Annotated in this window: 18 protein-coding genes and 1 pseudogene; 14 read left to right on the top strand and 5 right to left on the bottom strand. The window is 34.6% G+C overall.

The annotated features are described in order from the left end of the window. Positions 1-44 precede the first annotated feature (44 nt). Positions 45-665 carry a PASTA domain-containing protein gene (locus tag AC1DY0_RS13755; protein ID WP_477189162.1) on the top strand — a complete coding sequence of 207 codons (621 nt, stop codon included), beginning with the start codon at positions 45-47 and terminating at the stop codon, positions 663-665. Further along, on the top strand, positions 655-1,695 hold the full coding sequence (locus AC1DY0_RS13750) for an RluA family pseudouridine synthase (RefSeq protein ID WP_477189161.1): 1,041 nt from the start codon (positions 655-657) through the stop codon (positions 1,693-1,695). The genes AC1DY0_RS13755 and AC1DY0_RS13750 overlap by 11 nt, the downstream gene beginning before the upstream one ends. A 50-nt stretch (positions 1,696-1,745) precedes the next feature. Here AC1DY0_RS13750 and AC1DY0_RS13745 read toward each other — a convergent pair whose 3' ends face one another. The 5 genes from AC1DY0_RS13745 to AC1DY0_RS13725 form a co-directional block, all read right to left on the bottom strand. Then, positions 1,746-2,987 carry an ABC transporter ATP-binding protein gene (locus tag AC1DY0_RS13745; protein WP_477189160.1) on the bottom strand — a complete coding sequence of 414 codons (1,242 nt, stop codon included), beginning with the start codon at positions 2,985-2,987 and terminating at the stop codon, positions 1,746-1,748. Between the two features lie 146 nt (positions 2,988-3,133). Beyond that, positions 3,134-4,117 carry a DUF2167 domain-containing protein gene (locus tag AC1DY0_RS13740; protein ID WP_477189159.1) on the bottom strand — a complete coding sequence of 328 codons (984 nt, stop codon included), beginning with the start codon at positions 4,115-4,117 and terminating at the stop codon, positions 3,134-3,136. Between the two features lie 247 nt (positions 4,118-4,364). After that, complete coding sequence (locus tag AC1DY0_RS13735) at positions 4,365-5,783, bottom strand: amidohydrolase family protein (RefSeq protein ID WP_477189158.1); 1,419 nt, start codon at positions 5,781-5,783, stop codon at positions 4,365-4,367. Between the two features lie 53 nt (positions 5,784-5,836). Continuing rightward, on the bottom strand, positions 5,837-7,114 hold the full coding sequence (locus AC1DY0_RS13730; RefSeq protein WP_477189157.1) for an MFS transporter: 1,278 nt from the start codon (positions 7,112-7,114) through the stop codon (positions 5,837-5,839). Beyond that, positions 7,114-7,332 (bottom strand): GNAT family N-acetyltransferase, encoded by a 219-nt coding sequence (locus AC1DY0_RS13725; RefSeq protein ID WP_477189156.1) that lies wholly within the window; start codon positions 7,330-7,332, stop codon positions 7,114-7,116. Before AC1DY0_RS13725 ends, AC1DY0_RS13730 begins: the two co-directional genes overlap by 1 nt. Positions 7,333-7,629: 297 nt before the next feature. Between AC1DY0_RS13725 and AC1DY0_RS13720 the strand changes: the two genes are divergently transcribed. From AC1DY0_RS13720 to AC1DY0_RS13665, 12 genes and pseudogenes are all read left to right on the top strand, one after another. Beyond that, positions 7,630-8,241, top strand: a complete 612-nt coding sequence (locus tag AC1DY0_RS13720) for a sigma-70 family RNA polymerase sigma factor (RefSeq protein WP_477189155.1) — start codon at positions 7,630-7,632, stop codon at positions 8,239-8,241. A 128-nt stretch (positions 8,242-8,369) separates the two neighbouring features. Beyond that, positions 8,370-9,539: a FecR family protein gene (locus AC1DY0_RS13715; protein WP_477189154.1), complete on the top strand. Its 1,170-nt coding sequence runs from the start codon at positions 8,370-8,372 to the stop codon at positions 9,537-9,539. Between the two features lie 245 nt (positions 9,540-9,784). After that, positions 9,785-13,369, top strand: a complete 3,585-nt coding sequence (locus AC1DY0_RS13710) for a TonB-dependent receptor (protein WP_477189153.1) — start codon at positions 9,785-9,787, stop codon at positions 13,367-13,369. Positions 13,370-13,387: 18 nt separating this feature from the next. Further along, on the top strand, positions 13,388-14,851 hold the full coding sequence (locus AC1DY0_RS13705) for a RagB/SusD family nutrient uptake outer membrane protein (RefSeq protein ID WP_477189152.1): 1,464 nt from the start codon (positions 13,388-13,390) through the stop codon (positions 14,849-14,851). Between the two features lie 93 nt (positions 14,852-14,944). Further along, on the top strand, positions 14,945-15,874 hold the full coding sequence (locus tag AC1DY0_RS13700) for a dihydrodipicolinate synthase family protein (RefSeq protein ID WP_477189151.1): 930 nt from the start codon (positions 14,945-14,947) through the stop codon (positions 15,872-15,874). Positions 15,875-15,880: 6 nt separating this feature from the next. Further along, positions 15,881-17,065: a Kelch repeat-containing protein gene (locus AC1DY0_RS13695; RefSeq protein WP_477189150.1), complete on the top strand. Its 1,185-nt coding sequence runs from the start codon at positions 15,881-15,883 to the stop codon at positions 17,063-17,065. A 95-nt stretch (positions 17,066-17,160) separates the two neighbouring features. Further along, entirely contained in the window at positions 17,161-18,405 is a 1,245-nt protein-coding gene (locus AC1DY0_RS13690) for an MFS transporter (protein ID WP_477189149.1), read from the top strand. Between the two features lie 150 nt (positions 18,406-18,555). Continuing rightward, complete coding sequence (locus AC1DY0_RS13685; RefSeq protein ID WP_477189148.1) at positions 18,556-20,649, top strand: GDSL-type esterase/lipase family protein; 2,094 nt, start codon at positions 18,556-18,558, stop codon at positions 20,647-20,649. 114 nt (positions 20,650-20,763) lie between these two features. Beyond that, complete coding sequence (locus AC1DY0_RS13680; RefSeq protein WP_477189147.1) at positions 20,764-21,951, top strand: AGE family epimerase/isomerase; 1,188 nt, start codon at positions 20,764-20,766, stop codon at positions 21,949-21,951. A 75-nt stretch (positions 21,952-22,026) separates the two neighbouring features. Next, a complete protein-coding gene (gene nagA, locus AC1DY0_RS13675; RefSeq protein WP_477189146.1) occupies positions 22,027-23,145 on the top strand; it encodes an N-acetylglucosamine-6-phosphate deacetylase in 1,119 nt (372 codons plus the stop codon). A gap of 18 nt (positions 23,146-23,163) precedes the next feature. Beyond that, positions 23,164-24,081 carry a DMT family transporter gene (locus tag AC1DY0_RS13670; protein WP_477189145.1) on the top strand — a complete coding sequence of 306 codons (918 nt, stop codon included), beginning with the start codon at positions 23,164-23,166 and terminating at the stop codon, positions 24,079-24,081. Between the two features lie 141 nt (positions 24,082-24,222). Further along, positions 24,223-24,508: pseudogene (locus AC1DY0_RS13665) on the top strand (glucosamine-6-phosphate deaminase); the annotation flags it as partial.

Raw genomic sequence — 24,508 nt, 5'->3', positions numbered from 1 at the left:
TTTGAAACGAAATAGCTTTATCTTTGCGGGAAATAAAAATATTTATGAGCTTAAAAAAATATCTTACGAGTCGTGTATTTTTCGGACAGGTGTTGATTGCACTTGCCATTATTGCAGTTTTGGGTTATTTATTCATGCATTGGTTGACTTTTACAACGGATCATGGTCATGAAATTGCTGTTCCAGATTTGAGAAAATTGACAGAGGAACAAGTAGAGGACAAGCTGGATGAATTGGATTTGGATTATGAATTGTTGGACAGTGTAGATTTTAGAGGAGATTATCCAAAATACAGTGTTGTGGAGCAAGATCCTATGCCTGGAACAAAGGTGAAAGTAGGTAGAAAAGTATATATTAAGATTAATTCATCTGGGTTTTCGTCTGTTCGAATTCCGGATTTGATTGATAAAACATATCGTGAAGCAGTGCCAACGCTTAAGGCATTAGGACTTGAAGCAGGAACAATCACTTATGTTCCAAATTTAGGAAAAGACATGGTCTTGGAAATGCGTTATAAAGGCAGAAATGTGAAAGTAGGGGACAGAGTCTTGAAAGCCTCTAAAATTGATTTGGTTTTGGGAGACGGAAAAGAGAGTTATCAAGAAGAAGCGGTGGACAGTACAGCTACTACACCAGCACAAGAAACAACAACAAATGAACAATAATATTGAGCAAATAGAGGATTTAGACGAAGAGTTATTTGAGCATTTTCGTTATGAAGTTCCGAAAGGACAGGCGATTTTGAGGATTGACAAATACCTGATGGGTATGATTCCAAATGCCACACGAAATAAAATTCAGAATGCTGCTACCGAAGGGAATATTTTTGTGAATGACTTGACTGTAAAGTCAAATTATAAAGTGAAACCCCTTGATGTGATTCAGGTAATGTTGTCACATCCGCCATTTGAAAACAGGGTAGATCCAGAGGATATTCCGTTGGATATTGTTTATGAGGATGAGGCACTTTTGCTAATCAATAAACCACCTGGATTGGTAGTACATCCCGGTCATGGGAATTATACAGGAACTCTAGTGAATGCACTGGCGTTTCATTTTGAGAATTTACCAATGAACAGTAGCGAGCGTCCTGGATTAGTTCATAGAATTGATAAGGATACTTCGGGATTATTGGTTATTGCCAAAACTGAAGCTGCGATGACGCATTTGGCCAAACAATTTGAAGCCAAAACATCCGAAAGAGAATATATTGCTCTAGTTTGGGGTAATGTTACTGAAGAACAAGGAACTATTGAAGGGAACTTGGCGAGACACTTAAAAGACCGTATGCAAATGGCTGTTTTTGCCGATCCCGAAATTGGAAAACCTGCTATAACACATTATAAAGTTTTGGAGCGTTTTGGGTATGTGACTTTGATTTCTTGTAAATTGGAAACAGGAAGAACACACCAGATTCGTGCACACTTGAAGCATATTGGACATCCACTTTTTAATGATGAGCGTTACGGTGGTCACTTGATTTTGAAAGGAACTACGTTTACGAAATACAAACAGTTTATTGAAAATTGTTTCAAAGCCTTGCCACGTCAGGCATTGCATGCTAAAACACTTGGTTTTGTGCATCCGAATACGGGAGAATTGATGCGATTTGACACAGAATTACCTCAGGATTTTAAGGATTGCATTGAGAAATGGAGAGGATATTCAAAATCACATCATGCTGAAGAAGATTAATGATAAAAATATAAAAGCCTCAATTTTGAGGCTTTTTTTATAGAATGCAGTTATTTTATTTCAGCTTCAAAATGATGTTTAATAACTCCTTTGGAACCTGTTGGACTTGGGCTTAATTCTAAAACTGAATCTGGGGAAAGATTGGGTTCTATTCGGTGGGAAACGAACAGGATGGCAATATTGGTTTCTTTCTTAATCAAATTGATAAGTTGGGTTACCAATGCTATGTTTTGATCATCCAAACCTTCAAGAGGTTCATCCAGAATTAATAGGGGGGGATGTTTGATTACTGCACGGGCTATTAGAGCAACTCTTTGTTGTCCAGTAGAAAGGCGATTGAAGATTTTGTTTTTTAGATGACTCATTTGAATTGCTTCAAGCCATTGTGCTACGATTCTTCGTTGTAGGGTTGTGGGTTCTGTGTATAATCCGATGGAATCAAAGAAACCGGAGAGAATCATTTCTTCCAGACTATAACTTTTATTGAATAAATCGGTCATGGCGGTGTTGAAAAAGCCAATTTGTTTTTTGATTTCCCAGACACTTTCACCACTTCCTTTTTTTCTGCCAAAGAGTTCCACATCCTGTCCATACCCTTTGGGATTATCACCCGAAATTAGTGATAATAAGGTGCTTTTTCCAGAACCGTTAGGCCCAATAAGATGCCAAAAATCTCCTTGCTTTATAGTCCAGGAAAGAGAATCGATAATTGGTCTTTCATCATAGAAAACGGATATAGAATTCATTTTGACAAGAACTCGATCATTGAAAACTTCTTTGTGAATCGGTATTTTATGGCTGCCGTTTTCAAATGAATTACTTTCGATTCCGTTTATGGATTTCAATTCAAATGAATTGTCCTCTATGTGTGCTTTATTGGGAATAAAAGGAAGCAAATCAACAGTTCTATTAACCAATTGGATAATTCGAACAGAACTCAAAATTGCTTTAATTGCCAATGTTAATTCAATTCGGGAAGCATGATCCAAATGATCCATAGGATTATCTAGAATAATATAGTCAGGATTTTTTTTTAGGCAATACTTTAAGAATTCCTTTTTTCGTTCTCCAGATGAAAAGGTGCGAAGGTTTCGTTTGGATTCGGTGGTAGCTTCAATGGAATCGTATTGGTATTCCTCTTCTATTAATTTTTGAATGGAAATGTCTGAATATAGGATTCCGTTTAACGAATTGAATACAGATAATTCCCCCTGAATCTCTCCCGATAGTAAAGTATTTATATAGGTTTTTTTGTCAACTTGATTGGATAGAAGTATGTCCCAATGTTTCATTTTGTTACTATTGAATAAGGAAATAAAATTTCGTGAAATTAGGCATAATAATGCAAATTTAAAATTGGTAAAGCTGTAATTTTAATTTTTAACTATAAAAAAAGCCCCAATTTTGGGGCTTAGAATTATTTTGAATAAAAGTTGTATTAAAGTTCTTTATCTACAGTTTCAGGTTCTTCTGTTTTTTCTGTTTCTTCTGTTTCTTCAATTTGGGCAACTGTTTCTTCTAGCTCTCTCGGTTCTTCTTCATTTTCAGTATTCTTGTTTTTAGAGAACCATCCTTTTACTTTGTTTTTGAAAGCACCAAAGAAACCTAAAAGACCAAGTACGATTAGTTTTCCAAATTTTGCAAAAAGAGCAAAGAAACCAACTTTGGCAAGGACTTTTCCAGCTACAAGACCACCAATTGTCCAAGCGGCAACTTCGTCCACATTAGAATCAAAATCTTCATATTTATACCCATCATTGAATTGTACAATATCTAACACTTTGCTAATGTCTTTTTGTACAAGTGGAAGCTCATTTTCGGTTGCAATAGCATTTAATACCAAAACTCCTTTTCGGCCTAGGATTCTAACATTATAATTTAGCGTATTTATTGAGCTTTTTCCAAATTTTATTTCTTTGGCCCAGTGCAATATTTTCCTGTCTTTGTCATAATATGGTTTTGCTGCCCATCCTACAATTGTTACTGGTTCATACCCTTCTTTTTGTCTCTCTTTGTTTTCTTCGATTGTTTCCTTTTGCATTTCGGTTAACAAATCATCATAATTGATGTCATCTGCATCATCGTCTTCAACATGTCCAATTTCGTCATATTCTATATTGAATACATAACCGGTTTGACTCATTACTCCTTGATTTTCTGGTAATAGTAATCCTAGAGTTAAATTTTCCCCTTTTGGATTTCCCCATAAATCAACCAACACTCTTTCTGCTTGTACTGAATTTAGATATTTAAAACCATTTGGAATATTTATTTTTCCCATTCCATTTTTTAAATCAATGGAGCCATGTTCATATTTGAAAGTTTTTTCAATAGAATCTATTTTCTTTTGCATTTGTTCTTCTTGAGAATACATAAAAAAGGTAAACAGACAGGAAATAATAGTTAAAGTAGTTTTCTTCATTTTCATCTTGTGGTTAAAAAGGGTTGGTTAATTAAAAAAAGTAGTTAAAAGACTATTTATTTTCAAATATAACTTTTGTTTTTAATTAATGTTATTTTTTTTATTTTTTTTGAAAAAAAACGACAAAAGTTATCTTTTTTAACAGATGAAATGAGAGTTTAATGTGGATGACTAGTAATGTCTTGTTGAAATGTAGTTTTAGAAGACTTAAACTAATTGTCTAAATTTAGGAGACTATTTTTTCAATTTATTTCGATATAAAATTATTCTCAAAAGCCTTAAAACGATTATCTAAGTCCTGAACTAATTGTTTTTTTACCGTAGGATCTTGTATGAAACTATAGTTGATACTGTTGTAAACAAATTGCTTAATGTCGGTATAGGAAATGGTTTTGTATCGTTTTGCCAGTAGAACATATTGTTCGGTCATATTGGTTCGCAATATTCCTGCATCATCAGTACTAATGACGATTGGCACTCCAAATTCTTTGTACAATAAAATAGGATGACGGTTTTCTTTTACTTTTAAAATGAACTCATTACTGGTAAGATTGATTTCGATCGGAATGTTATTCTTGGCCATATAACGCATTAAATCATAGCTCTTTTCTTCGTAGGCCATATCAACTCCATGTCCAATTCTGTTGGCACCAGCAATATAAACTGCCGCATTAATATGCCAAGACAATTCTTCGGGACGAACCAATCCCAACGTGAGCTCACCTGCGTGCATTGTATATTTTACCTTTGGAAAACGAGTATGACAAAATTTGAACATAACCATGTGTAACCAATAATCTTTCATGGAAGTTTCACCATCTTCTGGAGAAACAATATTAACACCTGCCATCAACGGACTGCTGTCGGCCGAGATAAAAGCAACAATTAAATTTTTGAATAAATCAACCGGTTCCATGAAACGCAAAACAAAATTTTGATAGCGCATCGTGAATTGGTTGTTGTCTATTTTGAGTTCTTTGTGCATTTTGGTAACAAAGTTGGTGTTGAAATCGGCAGCGTATTTTTTGGCTTCTTTTTGATTAAAAAAGTTATACAAGGAATCCAAAGATTGCATAACAGCTTTTTCGTTTTTGCTTGCCGCAAATTTTCTCAAATTGGTACTGTATTTTGCCAAATCATCTGTTTTTATCGCACAGGGAATAGTCGATAATTGGGTTTCGATGTAGCTTACATTTTCTTTAATAGCTCTGTTTTTTAGTTCTAATAAACCAGCTTCAAAATTGTTTTTGGTAGCAGGTTCAAACTTCATAAAGGATTCAAAAAATAATTTATCTGAAGGATAATCAACATTATTATAATCTTTGATAGACCATTTATGAATTATTTTTTGTTTGTAGTTATCCAATTCGCCATTCTTTTGTAAAGTCGAAAATAATACCCAGTCACTTCCATTCTGCTTTTCTTGGCTTACAGTCATGGTTTGTGTATTGAGATAAAAATCTTCGGCAATGGCGTGAGCTAAAAGCGGTTCTGCATAAATTGAACCAGAATAATGATGGTGTAAATCGCCACCTTTTGGCATTTGAGCAAAGAAAGCTGTGAGTTCAACTTCATTATCTCTTATTTTTTCAAAATATTGATTGGCAGATTGTGCAAAACCTACTTGGAATAGGGTATAAAAAAGGAAGGTGAAAAATATCTTCATTGTATAAATTTCATTCAAATATAAAAAATAAATAGAAATTTATTTCATCTCATTTAAATAAAAGTTTCATCATTGCTTTCGGAATAATCCAAATCTACATGGAAAGTTTCCTTTAACTTCCATAGCGCCAATAGGGAAACTATTGATAATAAAGAACCAACAATCATTCCCGATTTGAGAATATCACCATCAAAAAGGCGGTCACGAAAAAAGCTGTAAATCAAAATAATTAGCGGAAGCGAACCCCTAACAAAATTGGGAACTGTAGTTGTTACAGTTGCTCTGATATTAGTTCCAAATTGCTCTGCAGCTATGGTTACAAATAAAACCCAATATCCAACAGAAACTCCCATTGCAAAACAAAGCAAATAGAAAGTTGAAACCGAAATTCCATAAGCATTCAAATAGACAAAAACCATGATTAGGTTAGAAATCAAAAATAGACACATGATTTTTTTTCGACTTTTTAGCCATTGGCTTAATAATCCGCTAGCAATGTCTCCAAAGACCAAACCACTGTAGCAAAAAGCAATTGCTTTTCCCGCAGCTATGGTTTCGGCTTGTTGAACGCCAAGAGCTTTTGCAAATTCGGGTGAAAAAGTAATCAAAACGCCTACCAAGAACCAAAGTGGAATTCCAATAAGTATGCATTGAAGGTATTTTAAAAATCTTTTTGAGTTGGTAAATAATGACAGAAAGTCTCCTTTCTTTTCATCGCTTTGCTGAATTTGCTTGAACATACCTGACTCGGTAATGCTGATTCTTAAAAACAATAACAAAATGCCAAGACAACCTCCAGCATAATAACACATACGCCAATCCTGGAAAAATTGATAAACCAAATAAGCGGCAACAGCTCCCGAAACTCCAACCGAAGCCACAATCATAGTTCCGTAACCGCGTTTGTCTTTCGGCAAGGATTCGGCGACCAAAGTGATTCCTGCACCCAATTCCCCCGCAAGTCCAATTCCTGCAATCAATCGCCAAAACGCGTATCCATCAACAGTAGTTACCATTCCGTTGGCAATATTAGCGACCGAATACAATAATATAGAACCAAATAAAACAGATATTCGTCCTTTTTTGTCTCCTAAAATGCCCCATAAAATCCCACCGAAAAGCATACCAAACATTTGCATACTGATGAGATATTCTCCTTGGTTTCGGACAGCATCTCCTGTTATACCAAGATCCTTTAGACTATCGGTGCGAACGATTCCAAAAAGCAATAAGTCATAAATGTCAACAAAATAACCAAGTGCGGCTACAATCACCGCGGCATTGAGTATGGATTTTGAATTTTTTGTAATTGATGAGGGAGTATTGGTCATTAGGATTTGGTCTTTATTGGGAGTTTTATTAATAAATTGGTTTGTTGGTCATTGTCTAGAATGAAAATATGTTTGTCGAATGTGAGAAATCCATTTTTGGCATAAAATTGTAAGGCTCTGTGGTTTTCTTCCCAGACGCCTAGCCAAATATAATGGACTTGGTGTTGTTTTGCAACTTTTAGAAATTGATATAGTATAATTGTCTTTTGGAAAAACATCTCAAAACTAATTTTTGAGAATTTTGAATTGAAAGTTTACTTTATCTTATTCGAGGTTTAAAAAATAAGTTTAGATCTAATTCTTAAAAAAAATGAGTGTTAAATACTTTTGATTTAATTGAATATTTTTTTGGTAATGTTTCTTTTTTCTCTCAAATAGCATTGATATTTATTGATTTGTTGTTAATTATTTAATCTTTTTAATTGTTTTTTAGAAATATCTAGCTCAAGGATTTTTTTTTTTTGTTAAGTTTGCTCCAATTAATTTAACAAATTAAGTTACCCCCTAAAAACTTTATGAATTCTCCCTTAATGTCATCAGATGAATCTGTGGTTTTATTGAATGTAGCTTCAGGCAATGAATTAGTCTACTCTCGTCTTGTTGAGAAATATTGGCAGAAAGTATTACAACATGCCCTTAGTTTTGTGAAATCATATCCTGTTGCCGAAGAATTAACCCAAGATGTGTTTATTCAAATTTGGGATAAAAGAGAAAGGTTGTCCGAGGTCAAAAGTTTTGATAACTATCTTTTTATCGTGAGCCGTAATTTAATTATCACCCATATTCGCAAAAAATTGATCGAGACAGAAAGCTTTAAAGGAGAAAAACTCCAGGAAATGTTTCTGAAACCTGATGATCAATATGAATTCCAAGAATTAAATAAAATTATACAGGAAGGAGCGAATCTTTTGACTGAACCAAGGCGTACAATTTTCTTATTGAGCCGTATGGAAGGCAAAGATGCTGATTTTATCAGTGAAGAATTAGGTTTGGCCAAAAGAACTATTAGATGGCATTTGTTAGAAGCGTTAAACTTCATGAGAGTCTATCTTAACAAGCATTATGGCCTTGGTTTATTGGTCTTAATTTGTCTAGGAATGTATTCCTTTTTTGCTAGCTTTTTATGATATTTTTTGTGCTCTAATTATTTTTTTACTCTTTTTTTAATTTTTTTTTCATTTTCATTGCCACTTTAGTAAAGTATCCTCGTCTTTATATATGAAGGACATCCTTACAAGGCTTAAATCTTTTAGTTATGTATCAAAAAGAAGTGTTTAAAGAACTTATGTACCAGTTTGTTTTAGGGGAAATATCTCCTGAAGGGAAAGCACAGTTGTTAAAAATGATTGATGATCCTCAATATGCGGATGATTTGGATTATATCCTTCGCGAAAATTATGAAAGTATAGAACCTATTAGTGAGAGTTCGGAATCGACTCAGCATTTTATTGAAAAGCTTAGGGTGAAAATGAATGTTAATGAGGAAATTGAAGAAGAAGCGGACTTTACTTTATTTAATTGGAAAAGATTAGTTGTTGCTGCGAGTGTCGTAATTGTTCTTGGGCTTGGATATTTTAAATTTTCTCAAAAGGATACTATTGCTCCTGCTGTAGTTAATAATGAAAAAAATATTATTCCTCCGGGAAGAACAGGCGCCATACTTACATTGGCAGATGGTTCTCAAATTGTTTTGGATAGTGTAGCTAATGGAGTTTTGGCCAATCAAAGTAATACAGCTGTTTCAAAAAAAGATGGAGAATTGGTTTATACAGGAGAGAACAATGCTAAAGCAGTTACTAATATTATGACTACACCGCGAGGGAGACAATATAAATTAGAATTGTCAGATGGTACAAAAGTTTGGCTTAATGCTTCTTCCTCAATTACATTTCCAACTTCTTTTGCAGCTAATGAAAGAAAGGTTGCTATAAAAGGAGAAGTTTATTTTGAGGTAGCCAAAGATAAAAACAGACCTTTTACAGTAAGTGTTAAGGATGTTGAAGTAAAGGTATTGGGGACTCATTTTAATATCAATAGTTATGATGATGAAAGTGAAATTAATACCACACTTTTAGAAGGTAGTGTCTTGGTAGGCAAAAAAGATAAAAAAGTGCTTTTAAAACCGGGTCAGCAAGCCGAAATAAAAAATACTGGAGCTGTAGCTGTTAAGGAGCTTGATAACTTTGACGAAGTGATGGCTTGGAAAAAAGGCATGTTTTATTTTAACAATGCAAGTTTAGAAACTGTTCTGCGTCAATTAAGCAGATGGTATGATGTAGATATTGTTTTCGAAAAAGGGGTTGTTTCCAGAAATTTTGAAGGTGAAATAAATCGTGACTTAGAACTATCACAAGTATTGAAAATTTTAGAAGGAAATAATATTCATTTTAAAATAGAAGGCAAAGTTTTGAGAGTAATGCCTTAAGAAAAAAGACAAATCGAGGAAACTCATTTTATAAAATATTTATCTGTAATTCAATAAAAAAAGCCAGCAGATGTTGGAAGCATCGCTGGCTTGTTCCTTAGTACAAAGGAACTATGACTTGAAAAACGTATAAATAGACCAAGCAAGGAAAATTTATTATTAACCAAAATCATTACAAAAGTATGAAATTATTACCAAAATGCAAGTCAAGAAATTCTTGGCTTACTCCTAAATTCTGGAAAGTTATGAAATTAACGTCCATATTGATAATTGCTCTTACATTTAATGTATCGGCAGCAGTATCTTCTCAAACGATTACTTTCTCAGGAAAGAATGTGTCAGCAAAAAAAGTTTTGTCAGTTATTAAAGAACAAACAACCTATGTTTTTTTCTATGACGTTACTATCTTGAAGAATGTAAAGGCAATATCTCTTGACGTTAAAAATGCTTCGATCGAAAAAGTTTTGCAGGAAGCTTTTAAGGGAACATCTATAAAATGGATTATTCAAGGTAAAACCATTTCTTTAATTCCAAAAGAAGAGAGCGCTTTAAAGAAAAGCACAATTGCGCCAATCAATAGAAAAATAAAAGGAAAAGTTACCAACGAAAAAGGAGAGTCATTGCCTGGAGTAAATATTTTGGCTAAAGGCACAAAAGTTTCTACACAAACTGATGTTGACGGCACTTTTGAAATCGAAATTCCAGATGATGTGACCGTATTGGTTGTAACTTATATTGGTTTACAAGATCAGGAGGTTAAGATTGTAAACGATGCAGAACTGAATATAGTTTTAAAAGAAGTTGGACAGCAAATGAATGAGGTACTTATTGTTGGGTACGGATCTCAAAATAGAAGAACAGTCAGTACTTCGGTTTCTAAATTAGATAAAAAAGTTTTAGAAAATGTACCTTATTCTAATGTTACTCAGGCATTACAAGGGAATGTAAGTGGTGTAGTTGTTCGTACTGCATCTGGTCAACCGGGTAAAGCTTCGAATATTTTAGTTCGTGGAGGTACCTCTATTGATAATCCAGCAGGAGCTACACCATTATATATTGTTGATGGGGTAATTCGTAGCCAAATTGACGATATTAACTCGGCCGATATTGCTTCATTGCAGGTATTAAAAGACGCAGCATCAACTTCCATTTATGGTGCACGTGGGTCTAATGGGGTTGTTATTATTACTACCTCTGTTGGTAAGGTTGGGAAAACTAAAATTACTTATGGGTATTCTTCTCAATTCAGTCAAATCGCAAAAGAGTATAACTTTTTGGGAGGAGAAGATTTTATACGCTTATCTCGTTTGGGGGTTCAAAATGCTGCAGATATTATGGGTGGTACACGTCCTAATGCAAGAGACAATCAATTAATTGGTGCAACTCCATACGGTACAGGAAATAATTTAACATCAAGTACACCATTTGCAACATTATTAAAATCAAGTTTGTCAGCAGATACTATTGCCTCTTTGCAAGCAAAAGGTTGGCAAGAAATGGCAGATCCACTTAATTCTGCCAATACAATTATGTTTCAAAGTACAGATTGGAATGATGTTTTGTTTCAAGATGCTTTTACACAAAATCATAATTTAAATTTTAGCGGAGGGACAGATAAAGGCCTTTTCGATTTGAGTTTAGGATATTTAAAAGGAGATGGAGTTACAATATTTACTGGTTATGAAAGATTTACTGCAAAGTTGAATGCTTCTTTTAATCTGGCTGATAATTTTACGCTAAATGGTAAAATGTTATATGCTAGATCCAATAATAACCAAGTGGTAAGCAATAGTGTTGTGTTTAATAGGTATTTAGGAAATGCTCCAACTACTAAATTTTTATTAGAAGATGGTACTTTAGCTCCGGGTCAGAATAACATCAACGGAAATCCATTGTATCAAATGGGGAAAGTGAAAGGGATCAATGAAAATGAAAAATTGCAATTAGCAGTTGACGGAGATTTGAAGATTACAAAGGATTTGAATTTCACACCTTCTATGTCTTTGTACAGCGAAAATACTTCTGGTAATACTTTTCAACAAGCTTTTTTAAGTGGAAGTACGGGTTTAGTTGATAATACTCGACCTGCAACCCAAATGAATAATCGTTTGTTTCAAACACAATTTGAAGGAGTTTTTACCTATACCAAATCGTTTGATGAAATAGGAAACTTTCAAGCCAAATTAGGAGCTTCAAATTATGGAAGAACTATAAAAACATTTAATGCTTCAGGAAAAGGAAGTCCTTCTGATCTGGCACAAACATTAGATTCGTCTCCAATTCCAGTTTCAGTTTATGCCAATAATACCAAATTGGTAATGAATGGGGTTTTCGGACGTTTGAACTATGATTATAAAAACAGGTATTTATTTACAGGATCTTTTCGTTATGATGGTGCTTCCAGTTTAGGACCAGATAATAAATATGGATTCTTCCCAGGGGTATCTGTAGGATGGAATGCCCATGAAGAAGAATTTTGGAAAGCAATGCCAACAGTTGTGTCTTCATTAAAAATAAGAGGAAGTTTTGGTATCAATGGGAATTTAGGAACTTTGGGTGATTTTCAAGCTGGAGGACTATATTCAGGTTCTACAAACGGAATTGCTAATAATTACAACGGACAATCGGCTATTACTAATTCACAAATTGCCAATCCAGGTTTGAAATGGGAGCAATCACAAACGAATAATATCGGATTTGATTTAGGGATTAACCAAGATAGAATTAGATTAATTGGAGATTTTTACAACAAATTGACTTCAGATTTATTGACCAATTTGACTTTACCTTCTAATAGTGGATTCTCAACAGTTTTGACCAATCTTGGTGGTTTAAGAAGTAAAGGATTTGAAATGGAATTAACAGCAAATATTTATAATCAAAATGATTTAAAAATTAATGCTGGATTTATTATCTCTCACAATACTAATGTTATCGAAACACTTCCTTACAATGGAAATTTAAACAATAGAATTGGTGGTACTCAAATTTGGGATGCTGGAAGTCAATCTTATGTATATGTAGGTGGATCACAAGAGGGACAAAAAATTGGAGATTTCTATGCTCATAAACAATTGTATATTCTTCCAACGCAAGCAGCTGCAGATGCTTATAATGCAACAACAAAAGATACTTATGTGACTAAAACAAACGCAGCAGGTGGTAATCCAAACGGAATAAAATATCCTGGAGATGCTGTTTTTGAAGATACTGATGGCAATAATGTTATCGATAGTAGAGACAGAACTTATATGGGAAATATGTTTCCTAAATATGTAGGAGGTTTTAATTTTGATGTAAGTTATAAAGGATTTTCATTAGTGGTAAGAACCGATTATTCTTTGGGAGCAACAATTTATAATGAAGCTAGAGCTCGTTTTGTAGGTCAATTTCAAGGAAATTATGGATTGTTAGCCGAAAGTTTACAATCTTGGCAAAAAGAAGGAGACATTACTGATGTACCGCGTTACCGTTGGGCTGATCAAACCAATCAAAACAATTTATTTAGATCGGAAGCCAGTGGAGTAGCCTATAATACAAATATGTTTCAAGGAAATAGCCGTTATTACGAGAGTGGAGATTATTTATGTTTAAGAGAAATCACTTTAGCATATACCGTTCCTACTTCTTTTGCAAATAAAATAAAATTGGCATCTGCCCGCTTTTATCTAACGGGAAGTAATCTTTATTATTTCACTAAATATACAGGTTTAAATCCTGAAGTTCAAGGAATTGACGGGGGTTCCAGCCAAGGTCTTAATTCGGCAGGAGCCACAGGGACATATCCTGTACCAAGAAATATTATACTTGGATTAAATGTTAGTCTGTAAATTTTAATATCAAACATCATGAAAAATAAATATATATTGTATTCTTTGTTGTTCGCTTGTATCTCACTAATGGGGTCTTGTGCAGACGACTTAAACTTAGAATCGGAGAGTCTTATCACTTCAAATGCCTTTTGGAAAACCGAAGATGATGCAAAGGCTGCTGTTAATGGAATGTACTTTAACTTTAGAACACAAACCCAGCAAAATTATTACCTATTGGGAGGTTCCAGAAGTGCTGAAATTAAAGGAGGTGTTCAATCACCATTGAATTTGGCTAATTATTATAACAACAATCTTACTGCTCAAAATGTTGATGTAGAATGGGCTGGGTTATATACAGTTGTGCAACAGGCAAATTTGATTTTAAAATACGTTCCCACTATTACTTTTAGCGCTGCTACCGCAAACGAGCAAAAAAGGTATCTTGCTCAAGCTTATACAATGAGAGCATTAGCTTATTTTATTATGGCTCGTTCTTGGGGAGGTGTTCCAATTGTGACAACTCCAACAGAAAATACGAATCAAAATGAATATATAGTTCCTCGTAACACTTTGGAGGAGACTTTTGCTTTCATCAAATCTGATATTGAATCGGCACTTGCTAATTTTCCTGATGAAAATATCAATAAAGTACAATTGTCAAAAGCGGCTGCTAATGCTTTAAAAGCAGAAGTTAATTTGTGGACAGCTAAACAACTAAATGGGGGAGCTACAGATTTGAATACTGCTTTAAGCGCTATAAACGCTATTCCTGCGGGATTAACTTTGCTTCCTAATTTTAAAGATGTATTCAGTTATACCAATAAAGGTAATAGCGAAGTACTTTTTGCTGTTCGTTATTCATTGACTGATGTTCCTTCAAACTTATCAGATAACTGGAATTCATTTATGTATGTTGGTCCTTCAGATTATCCGGGAGCAACGACAGCGGAGGCTACAGCAATGTTTGGAACATTGGGTTCTGGTGCAGGAAATGCAGGTATTTCAAGAGTGCAGCCAGATCCTGCTCACTTTAGCTTTACAGCTACTGATGTTCGAAAAGATGCTACTTATTTAACCCTTAGAAACACAGCGAATACTGCGGATGTGGTTACTGGCTTAATGAAATATAATGGTACAGTAGACGGTACTTTAAGACGATTTACAAGTGATATCATTATTTATCGTTTGGCTGATATTTTATTAATGAAAGCCGAAATAAAGAACGCTTTGGGACAAGACCCAACGGTTGAGATGGATCAAGTTATGAAAAGAGCGGATGCTACTGCTTCGTTTATAAATTCTTCAAAAGCTGCAAATGACGATGTCATTTTGAATGAGCGTCTAAAAGAATTGGCTTTCGAAGGAAAAGCATGGTGGGATTTAGTTCGTTTCAATAAAACGGGTAACGTGCCTTCTATGGCTGGCAAGCAGATCTTATTCCCAATATCTCAAAACACAATTAATTACAATCCAAAAGTTACTCAAAATCCTGGGTATTAATTTAGATTAAAAACTTACTGTTATTGATTGAGTCGAAAATTCAAAAATTTTCGGCTTAGTCAAATAACACCCATAATTTAACGAAAAAAAATCATGAAAATTCAACACTTACAAGGGCTTATAGCTGCACCATTTACACCTTTTGATAAAAACGGAAAATTAGATGTTAGCTTAATTTCAAGATATTACGCATTTTTAAAACAAAATAAAATCACAGGGGCCTTTATAAATGGCTCTACAGGTGAAGGGGTTTCGATTACTTTAGAAGAAAAAAAAGCAGTTGCACAAGCATGGGCTGATTGTTCAAACCATGATGATGATTTTAAAGTAATGGTATTTTTGGGAGGAACTTGTCTCTCAGATTGTATTGACTTAGCAAAGCATGCTTATGAAATAGGTTTATATGCTGTTTCTTTAACGGCTCCTTTTTATTTTAAACCTGCCAATGTTGATATGTTGGCCCAAGCTTGCATCATGGTTGGTGAAAGTGTACCAAATATGCCTTTATATTACTACCACATTCCGGTTTTGACTGGTGTAAATGTACCTATGTTTGATTTGGTTCAAGCATTAGATGGTAAACTGGACAATTTTGCTGGAGTAAAATATACTCATGAAGATTTTATGGATTTCCAAAGCTGTATGAGCTACAAGGAAGGTAAATACGATATGCTTTGGGGACGTGACGAAAATATGTTGTCAGCTTTAGTGTTAGGAGCAAAGGGTGCAGTGGGGAGTACTTTTAATTACGCAGCTCCTTTATATCACAGATTGATTGATGCTTTTAATTCTAATGACTTGGTTTTGGCTCGTGTTTTACAACAAAAATCAATTAACATGATTCGTCTTTTAGGCAAATATGGAGGTATTTCAGTTGGTAAATCTTACATGAAAGTTGTAGGATTGAATTTGGGTGATTTTAGATTACCGGTTAAAAACATGAGTGCTGAGCAGTTTGTGGATTTCCAAAAAGATGTTGAAAGCTTGGATTTCAAAAGCTTTAAATCAAATTCGGATAGTTAACTATAAATGAACTCAATAGAAAAGTTATTACTTTCTCTAATTCCATTATTTTTTATGATGTCAATAACAATAACCGTTAGTTCTCAGGAAAAAGATTTTAATACGATCGAGTGGGAAATTGCAGCTTATTTGCAAAACAATGAGGGGAGTAAGTCTCTTGGATTTGCGGGGCCTATAAATGGGGTACATAAGAATGTTTTGATTGTGACTGGTGGAGCTAATTTTCCAGATAAAATGCCTTGGGAAGGAGGAGCAAAGAAATATTTTGATGAAATCCATGTACTGCAAAAACAGGGAGAGAATTTTGTTTGGAATAAAAAGGTAAAAGCGAAATTACCTGAACCAATTGCGTATTGTGGGGTTACTTCAACAGATTTAGGAGTTGTATATGTAGGTGGTGAAAATGAAAATGGACTGTCGAATAAGGCTTATATTTTGAAATGGAAAGATTCTAAAAATGACGTTGCCATTCTTTCGTTACCACAATTTCCTTTGGCGATGGCAAATATTGCATTAACCCATATTGGAAATACGGTATATGCAATTGGTGGTGATGAAGCTAAAAAATCATCAAATCATTTTTATAGTTTGGATTTAAATGTTTTGAATCCAGCATGGGAAGAGTTACCTAATTTACCTATTGCTTTGGCCAATGCTGTTGCTGTTGTTCAAAAAACAAAAGAAGGTACAGCCATTTTTGTGATTGGAGGAAGAACCAAAACGGCTACCGGTATCAGTGATTTACACAACACTACTTTTGTTTTTAATCCAAAAAAGAAAGCCTGGTCAAGTGTAGCTGCTATATCCGATGGAACAAATACTACCAATTTTTCTGCGGGTGCAGCTGTTGCCTTAGGAGCTCACTCGATTTTAATTCTTGGAGGAGATAATGGTCTTGTTTTTCATAAAATTGAAACTTATTTATCTCAGATAGCGCAAACAAATTCGCCAGAAGAAAAAGGAAGACTTATTGCGGAGAAGAATGTGCTGAATACGACACATCAAGGATTTTATAAAGGAATGTTGTTGTATAATACGCTTACGGATGCTTGGACAAAAGCAGGTGAATTACCGTTTTTGGCTCCAGTCACAACAACTGCAGTATTATGGGGAGATGATATTATTTTGTCTAATGGTGAAATAAAGCCGGGAATAAGAACACCTAATGTAATGTTGGGAAAAATAAAATAATTGAATTTAATCTTAAATTTTTCTGGTTAGCTTTTTTTCACTCCAATAGAAGAGACGAAAATCATTAGAATACATTTTTTAATCATAAACAAATTATGAAGAACTCAAAATATTATCCGTGGATAGTAGTGGGCTTGCTATGGGTTGTAGCATTGCTCAACTATATGGACAGACAAATGCTGTCCACCATGCGTCCCTCGATGGAGGCCGATATCCGAGAATTAGTTTCTGGTGAGAATTTTGGGCGCTTAATGGCAATATTTCTTTGGATATATGCTTTGATGAGTCCGGTGTCAGGCCTTATAGCTGATAAATTAAATAGAAAGTGGTTGATTGTTGGGAGTTTATTTGTTTGGTCTGCAGTTACCTATGCCATGGGATATGCAACGGGTTATGATCAAGTGTATTGGTTAAGAGCACTTATGGGTGTTAGCGAAGCATTGTATATTCCTGCGGGATTATCTTTAATTGCCGATTATCATCAGCAAAAAACAAGATCACTTGCTATAGGAATTCATATGACTGGTCTTTATGTTGGATCAGCTTTAGGAGGATTTGGAGCAACGATTGCGGCTGCTTATTCTTGGCATACTACCTTTCATTATTTTGGATTAATTGGAGTTGTTTATGCTCTTGTTTTGGTATTCTTCCTTTACGAGAAAAAGGCTCCTGAGATAAAAATGGCAATTACAGATTCAGATAAAGCAAAAGAAAAAAGCTCTGTTTTTAAAGGATTAGGATTGTTGTTTACCAATATTTCGTTTTGGATTATTTTATTCTTTTTTGCAACAATCAGTTTGCCGGGTTGGGCTACCAAAAATTGGCTGCCAACATTGTTCTCGGATAATTTAGGAATTTCTATGGAACAGGCTGGACCATTGGCAACAATAACAATTTCAATGTCTTCTTTGTTAGGGGTTATTTTTGGAGGAATATTATCAGATAAATGGGTTGTCAAAAATATCAAAGGGAGAGTGTATACAAGTGCTATCGGATTGAGTTTGACTATACCTGCATTACTATTAATCGGTTTTGGAAATTCATTATTTCATATTGTTAGCGCTGCTCTTTGTTTTGGCATTGGCTACGGAATGTTTGATGCTAATAATATGCCTATTCTTTGTCAGTTTGTGTCTTCAAAGTACAGAGCTACTGCCTATGGGGTTTTAAACATGACGGGAGTAGGTTGTGGAGCATTGGTCACATCAGCATTAGGAAAATACGCAGATGATGGATCTTTAGGTATCGGATTTGCAATGATGGCAGGTGTTGTTTTGATGGCTTTGTTGGTGCAGGTTATTTTTCTCCGTCCTCAGGTTAACGATTACACTGATGCATAAATTTTTTAGTTTTTAGGTTTTCAAATTGGTTATTTGGTTGTTAATCTGCTGGGGTGGAATTAAAACGTTCACCTTGGCGGATAACTTTTAGTTCGCACTTTTTATGTAAATAAAAATTTTCAAGATTCATAAAATAAATATTATCTGCACATGAATAATTCTAAAAGGCACATATTATCGCTACTGATTCTTTTATTGTTTTTAACAAACAATAGAATAGTGGCGCAAACTCCTTTGGTGAAGGTAGCGTGCATCGGAGATTCTGTGACTGCAGGTTATCTTTTGGCGAATCCTAGTATGGATTCTTATCCTTCGCAACTCCAAATAATGATGGGCAATAACTATGAGGTAAAAAACTTTGGACACAGTGGAGCAACACTTTTAAAAAAGGGGCATACGGCCTACTATAAAACCAAAGAATGTGCTGATGCGATTGCTTTTGCACCCGATATAGCTATTATTCACTTAGGATTGAATGATACAGATCCAAGAAATTGGCCCAATTATAAAGAAGAATTCGATGCCGATTATGCTTGGCTGTTGGATACTTTAAAAAAGCAAAATCCAAAAGTAAAACTATATATCTGTCGTTTGACACCAATCTTTAATGAACATTCTCGCTTTAAATCAGGGACAAGAGATTGGTTTTGGGAAATTCAAGCGCATATCGAAAGAATTGCAAAAGCGAATCAAGTTGGTTTAATCGATTTGCATGAAAAATTATATAGCCGTCCGGATCTTTTTCCAGATGCATTACATCCGGTGAAAGAAGGAGCAGTTATCTTGGCACAAACCGTTTATGAGAATATCACCAAAGATTTTGGCGGGCTAAAATTAGCAGCTGTTTTTACAGATAATATGGTTTTACAGCGCAATCAACCTATTGTTATTTATGGCAAAGCCAATGGAGGTGATTCAATAGAAATCTCATTCCTGCAACAAAAACAGACAGTAATTACAGATGAATATGGTAAATGGAAAGTCCGCTTTCCGGCAATGATTGAAGGTGGGCCTTATCAGATGAGCATTCATGAAAAAGGAAATAGCATTGTACTCAAAAATATATTAGTTGGAGATGTTTGGTTTTGTTCGGGACAATCAAATATGGCTTTTCCTCTTCAAAAATCTGAAAATGGAATGGTCGAGGTAAAAAAGGCAATTGCTAATTCGAAACTTCGTTTGTTGAATTGGAAAGCTATTCAAGAAACAGATGATATGGCATGGGATTCTGTTACTTTAGCTAAAACCAATCAGCTAAAATTTTTCTCAGGAAGTTGGGCTGTTTGTGATTCAACATCAGCAAGAGACTTCTCGGCAATTGCCTATTATTTTGGCAAAAATATTTGTCATGAAGAAAATGTACCCATTGGATTGATTCAGGTTGCAGTTGGTGGTTCTCCCATTGAGTCTTGGATTGACAGATACACATTAGAACATGATGATAAAGTGGTTGATGTATTAACGAACTGGCGTAAATCTGATTTCATTATGCCTTGGGTTCGTGAACGAGCTGCCGTAAATTTGAAAAACGCCACCAATCCTAAACAACGTCATCCATACCAACCCTGTTATAATTTTGAATCGGGTGTAGAATCTTTTACTCAGTTTCCAATAAAGGGTGTTTTATGGTACCAAGGGGAAAGCAATGCACACAATGTGTCTTTATATGAACACTTAATGCCAGTAATGGTTCAGAGCTGGAGGAAATCTTGGGGAACTGATTTTCCTTTTTATTACGTACAATTATCAAGTACCGATCGACCAACCTGGCCAGAGTTTCGGGAGATGCAAAATAAAATGCAAAGCCTTATTCCTAATAGTGGCATGGCAGTAAGTATGGATTATGGAGATGAAAAAAATGTGCATCCAATAAGGAAAAAAGAAGTTGCAGATCGTCTTGCTCGTTTGGCATTTCACTATACCTATAAAAAATCAATTATTTCTAATGGTCCAATTGCATTAAAAGCACAGCAAAAAATGGGGACTATTCACATTTCTTTTGCGTCAGCGAAACATTTAATTACCTCAGATAAAAAAGCAGTATTAGGTTTTGAATTAGTAACAGATAAGGGGAAACACATAGAAACTGAGGCTTCAATTGTCAATAATCAAGTAGTTATAAGCATTCCGAAAGGGGAGAACATTAAAACGGTTTTATATGCATGGAAGCCATTTACGTTGGCCAATTTAGTTAATGAAGCGGGCTTACCTTGTTCTACTTTTAGATTGGAATTGAACCTTTAAAAAATAAAAGAAAATAGCCTGAGAGGGCAAATTAGATAAAAAAAATAATAATTATCAAGGAGATAGAAGAGTAATATTCAGTTCCATTCTAGAGCCAATTAATTCTAAATAAAAATGAGCTATTCAAATACAGAACTTCTGCAATTAAAAGAATTTTACGAGAATCAACTATTAAATGATACCATACCTTTTTGGTTTCCTCGCTCGATAGATACCAAATTTGGAGGCTATTTATTCATGAGAGACCAAGAAGGAAGCTTAATAGATGATGACAAAGCCGTATGGATTCAGGGGCGTGCGGCTTGGTTATTGGCAACGCTTTACAATACGGTTGAACCTAGACAAGAATGGCTTGAGGGGGCAAAGTCTGGAATCGATTTTTTAAACAAAAATTGTTTTGATACCGATGGTCAAATGTTTTTTCATGTCACTCGTGATGGACAACCCATTCGCAAACGACGTTATTATTTTTCGGAAACATTTGCGGTAATCGCTATGTCTGCTTACGCAAAAGCAAGTGGAGATGAAACTGCTGCCGAAAAGGCTCGTTTTTTATTCGGTAAGTGTATTGAATATTCCACAGTTCCGGGTTTATTGGAACCTAAGTTTACTTCAACCCGACCTTCTAAAGGAATTGGCGTTCCCATGATAATGATGAATACAGCTCAACAATTAAGAGAAAATATTGGTGATCCACGTTGTGACGAATGGATTAGTAAATGGATTGCCGAAATTGAACGTGATTTTGTTAAAGAGGATATCAAATGTGTGATGGAGCAAGTGGCACCAGATGGATCAATTATTGACCATATCGACGGAAGAACCTTGAATCCAGGTCATGCTATTGAAGGAGCTTGGTTTATTTTGCAGGAAGCAAAATACAGAAATAATGATCCTCATTTAATTGCTTTAGGCTGTAAAATGTTGGATTATATGTGGGAACGCGGTTGGGATGAAGAGCATGGAGGAATTTTGTACTACAGAGATGTTTATGATAAACCCGTTCAAGAATATTGGCAGGATATGAAGTTTTGGTGGCCACATAACGAAACAATTATCGCAACACTATTGGCATACACCATGACAGGTGACGAAAAATATGCCAAATGGCATAAAATGGTTCATGATTATTCTTATTCTAAATTCCATGATGCAGCCAACGGCGAATGGTTTGGTTATTTGCATAGAGATGGAAGCATTGCACAAACTGCAAAAGGGAATATGTTCAAAGGGCCGTTTCATTTGCCTCGTCAGGAATGGTTTTGTCTTCAGATTTTAAAGGAACATTTGGAAAAAATATAGTTGTTAATTAGAAATTTTGAGAATCAATCTGCTATAGTTTTTTAGGCTTAGCAAAATAAAATGTAATTTTAAAAAATGAAAAAGGCTATTGTAAATGGGATAATTCATACAGGTGATGAAATACTAAATAACAGTGTTATCATTATCGAAAATGATGTTATTCTTTCGGTTCAAAAAGAAATTCCAACAGAGATTGAGGTTGTTGATTTGAAAGGTGATCATCTTTCTGCGGGATTTATTGACATCCAAATCAATGGGGGCGAAAAGCATTATTTTAGCCAAACTCCAACAGAAGAAACGATTCAGGATATCTATGAGTCCAGTTTAAAGTATGGAACGACTCATACGCTGCCTTGTTTAATTTCATCATCAAATGAAACCATCCTTCAAGGGATTGAGGCTATTCGTTCGTATCGATCAAAGTACAAAAACGGGGTATTGGGAATGCATTTAGAAGGTCCTTTTTTGAATCCTTTGAAGCGGGGAGCTCATAGTTTAGCTCAAGTTCGAAAACCTACAAATTCAGAATTGGAAGAGATTATCCGATACGGGAAAGATGTTATAAAAGTAATCACTATTGCACCTGAATGTTTTTCAGAGGAGCAGTTGGACATGCTTTTAGAAAGTGGTATTGTTATTTCGGCAGGGCATTCAACGATGACTTACAAAGAGGCATCGTATTATTTTGCCAAAGGAATATATCTAGTGACTCATTTATTTAATGCGATGACTCAGTTTGGACATCGGGAACCAGGATTGGTGGGTGCAACTTTTGAAAATGAGTCAGTCTATGCTCCAATTATATTAGATGGGGCCCATTGTGATTATGCTGCTGCAAGATTAGCTTATAAATTAAAAAAAGACAAATTCTTTTTGATTACTGATGCTACTTTTTTAGGACGTAAAGTTTCCAATTTCAAATGGGACAATTTTGATGCTCATCTGGAAAACGGCTTTTATAGAAATGATGAAGGTAATTTGGCAGGAGCCAGTATCTCAATGGATGAAGCCGTTCGTAATGCCAATCAATATTTGAATGTGACCATAGATGAGGCCATAAAAATGGGAACTTCCCGAGTGGCAAGTGCAATTAAAATGGAAGATAAATTGGGTAAAATAAAACTGGGATATCCAGCCAGTTTTGTTCGTTTTAATGATGATTTATCAAAAGTTGAATCGTTAATTTTTCAATAAAGAGTAAAGGAATGTATTTTGAGTGAAATAAATAAACCTAAAAGATTGTTAAGCGTAGTTAAGTTTAAAGAATGGAAAAGTATTTTTGCAGGGATAGTTTTCGCTTTTCTTTGGTCTTCAGCTTCAACTGCAACCAAGATTGGATTGGTTTCTGCTCAACCCTTTGTAATATCTATTTTTAGATTTATCATCGCGGGAAGCATTATGTTATTCGTTTCTCATATAGTGTTGGGAAATCGACTGCCAGTTAAAAGGGAATGGATACAAATTAGTATTTATGGATTTCTAAATATTACATTTTATCTCGGGTTATATGTTATTGCCATGCAACACGTTTCTGCAGGTTTGGGGAGTTTGGCGATAGCTACGAATCCCGTTTTTATTGCGATGATGTCTGCCTTTTGGTTTTCTCATAGAATCAAGTTCAAAAATATTCTGAGTTTATTATTGTGTTTTATGGGAGTGGTTTTGGCAGCTTATCCACTTTTACAAAACAGTTATGCAACACCTTTTGGGATAATAGTTTTATTGATAAGCATGATTGCTTATTCACTAGGTATAATTTATTACTCCCGAGTGAATTGGAATGGGTTGACCATTCTAGCTATCAATGGGTGGCAGACTATTTTGGGAGGTGTTTTTTTGATGCCAGCTTTATACGCAACTTATCAAGCGGATAAAAATAGTTTTGACACTTCTTTTTGGACTTCGGTTTGTTGGTTGGCTATTCCGGTTTCGATAGGTGCAGTTCAATTTTGGCTTTATTTATTAAAAAGTAACCCAATAAAAGCTTCGTATTGGTTGTTTTTATGTCCAATATTTGGTTTTTTGATTGCTCATTTTATAATGAAAGAACCGATCACTTTTTATACTGTTTTTGGAGTTATTCTTGTTATAAGCGGATTATACATAGTTCAAAAGAAAAGCAAATCCTGAATTTTAAGACTTATGGTTTTGTTTAAAAAAATAACTTATTGTTAAACAGTTGTTATTGAAAAAGAAAAGAATAAAAGAGATTTTTGCTAAAAAAATGATCTCAATGTTTAAAGAATAATAAAATTTATTAAAAATAAGAAAATGGAAAACACATTAGAATCAGAAAGAGAGATAAGCTTCAAAAAAGCGGGTCAGTTTGAAGATACCCGTTTTGAAAAAATCCACAACGTAATTTTTAAAAACTCAATTGATGCTTCAATAATCGTTGCTCAAGAGATTGCCGATTTAATTCGTTCCAAACAAGAAAAAAATAAAAAGTGTGTATTAGGACTTGCTACAGGTTCTTCCCCAATAAAAGTGTATCAGGAATTGGTTCGTATGCATAAAGAGGAAGGATTGAGTTTTGATAATGTTGTGACTTTTAATC

Source organism: Flavobacterium sp. P1_E4 (assembly GCF_056405915.1).
This window is presented reverse-complemented; position numbering and strand designations above follow the sequence as displayed.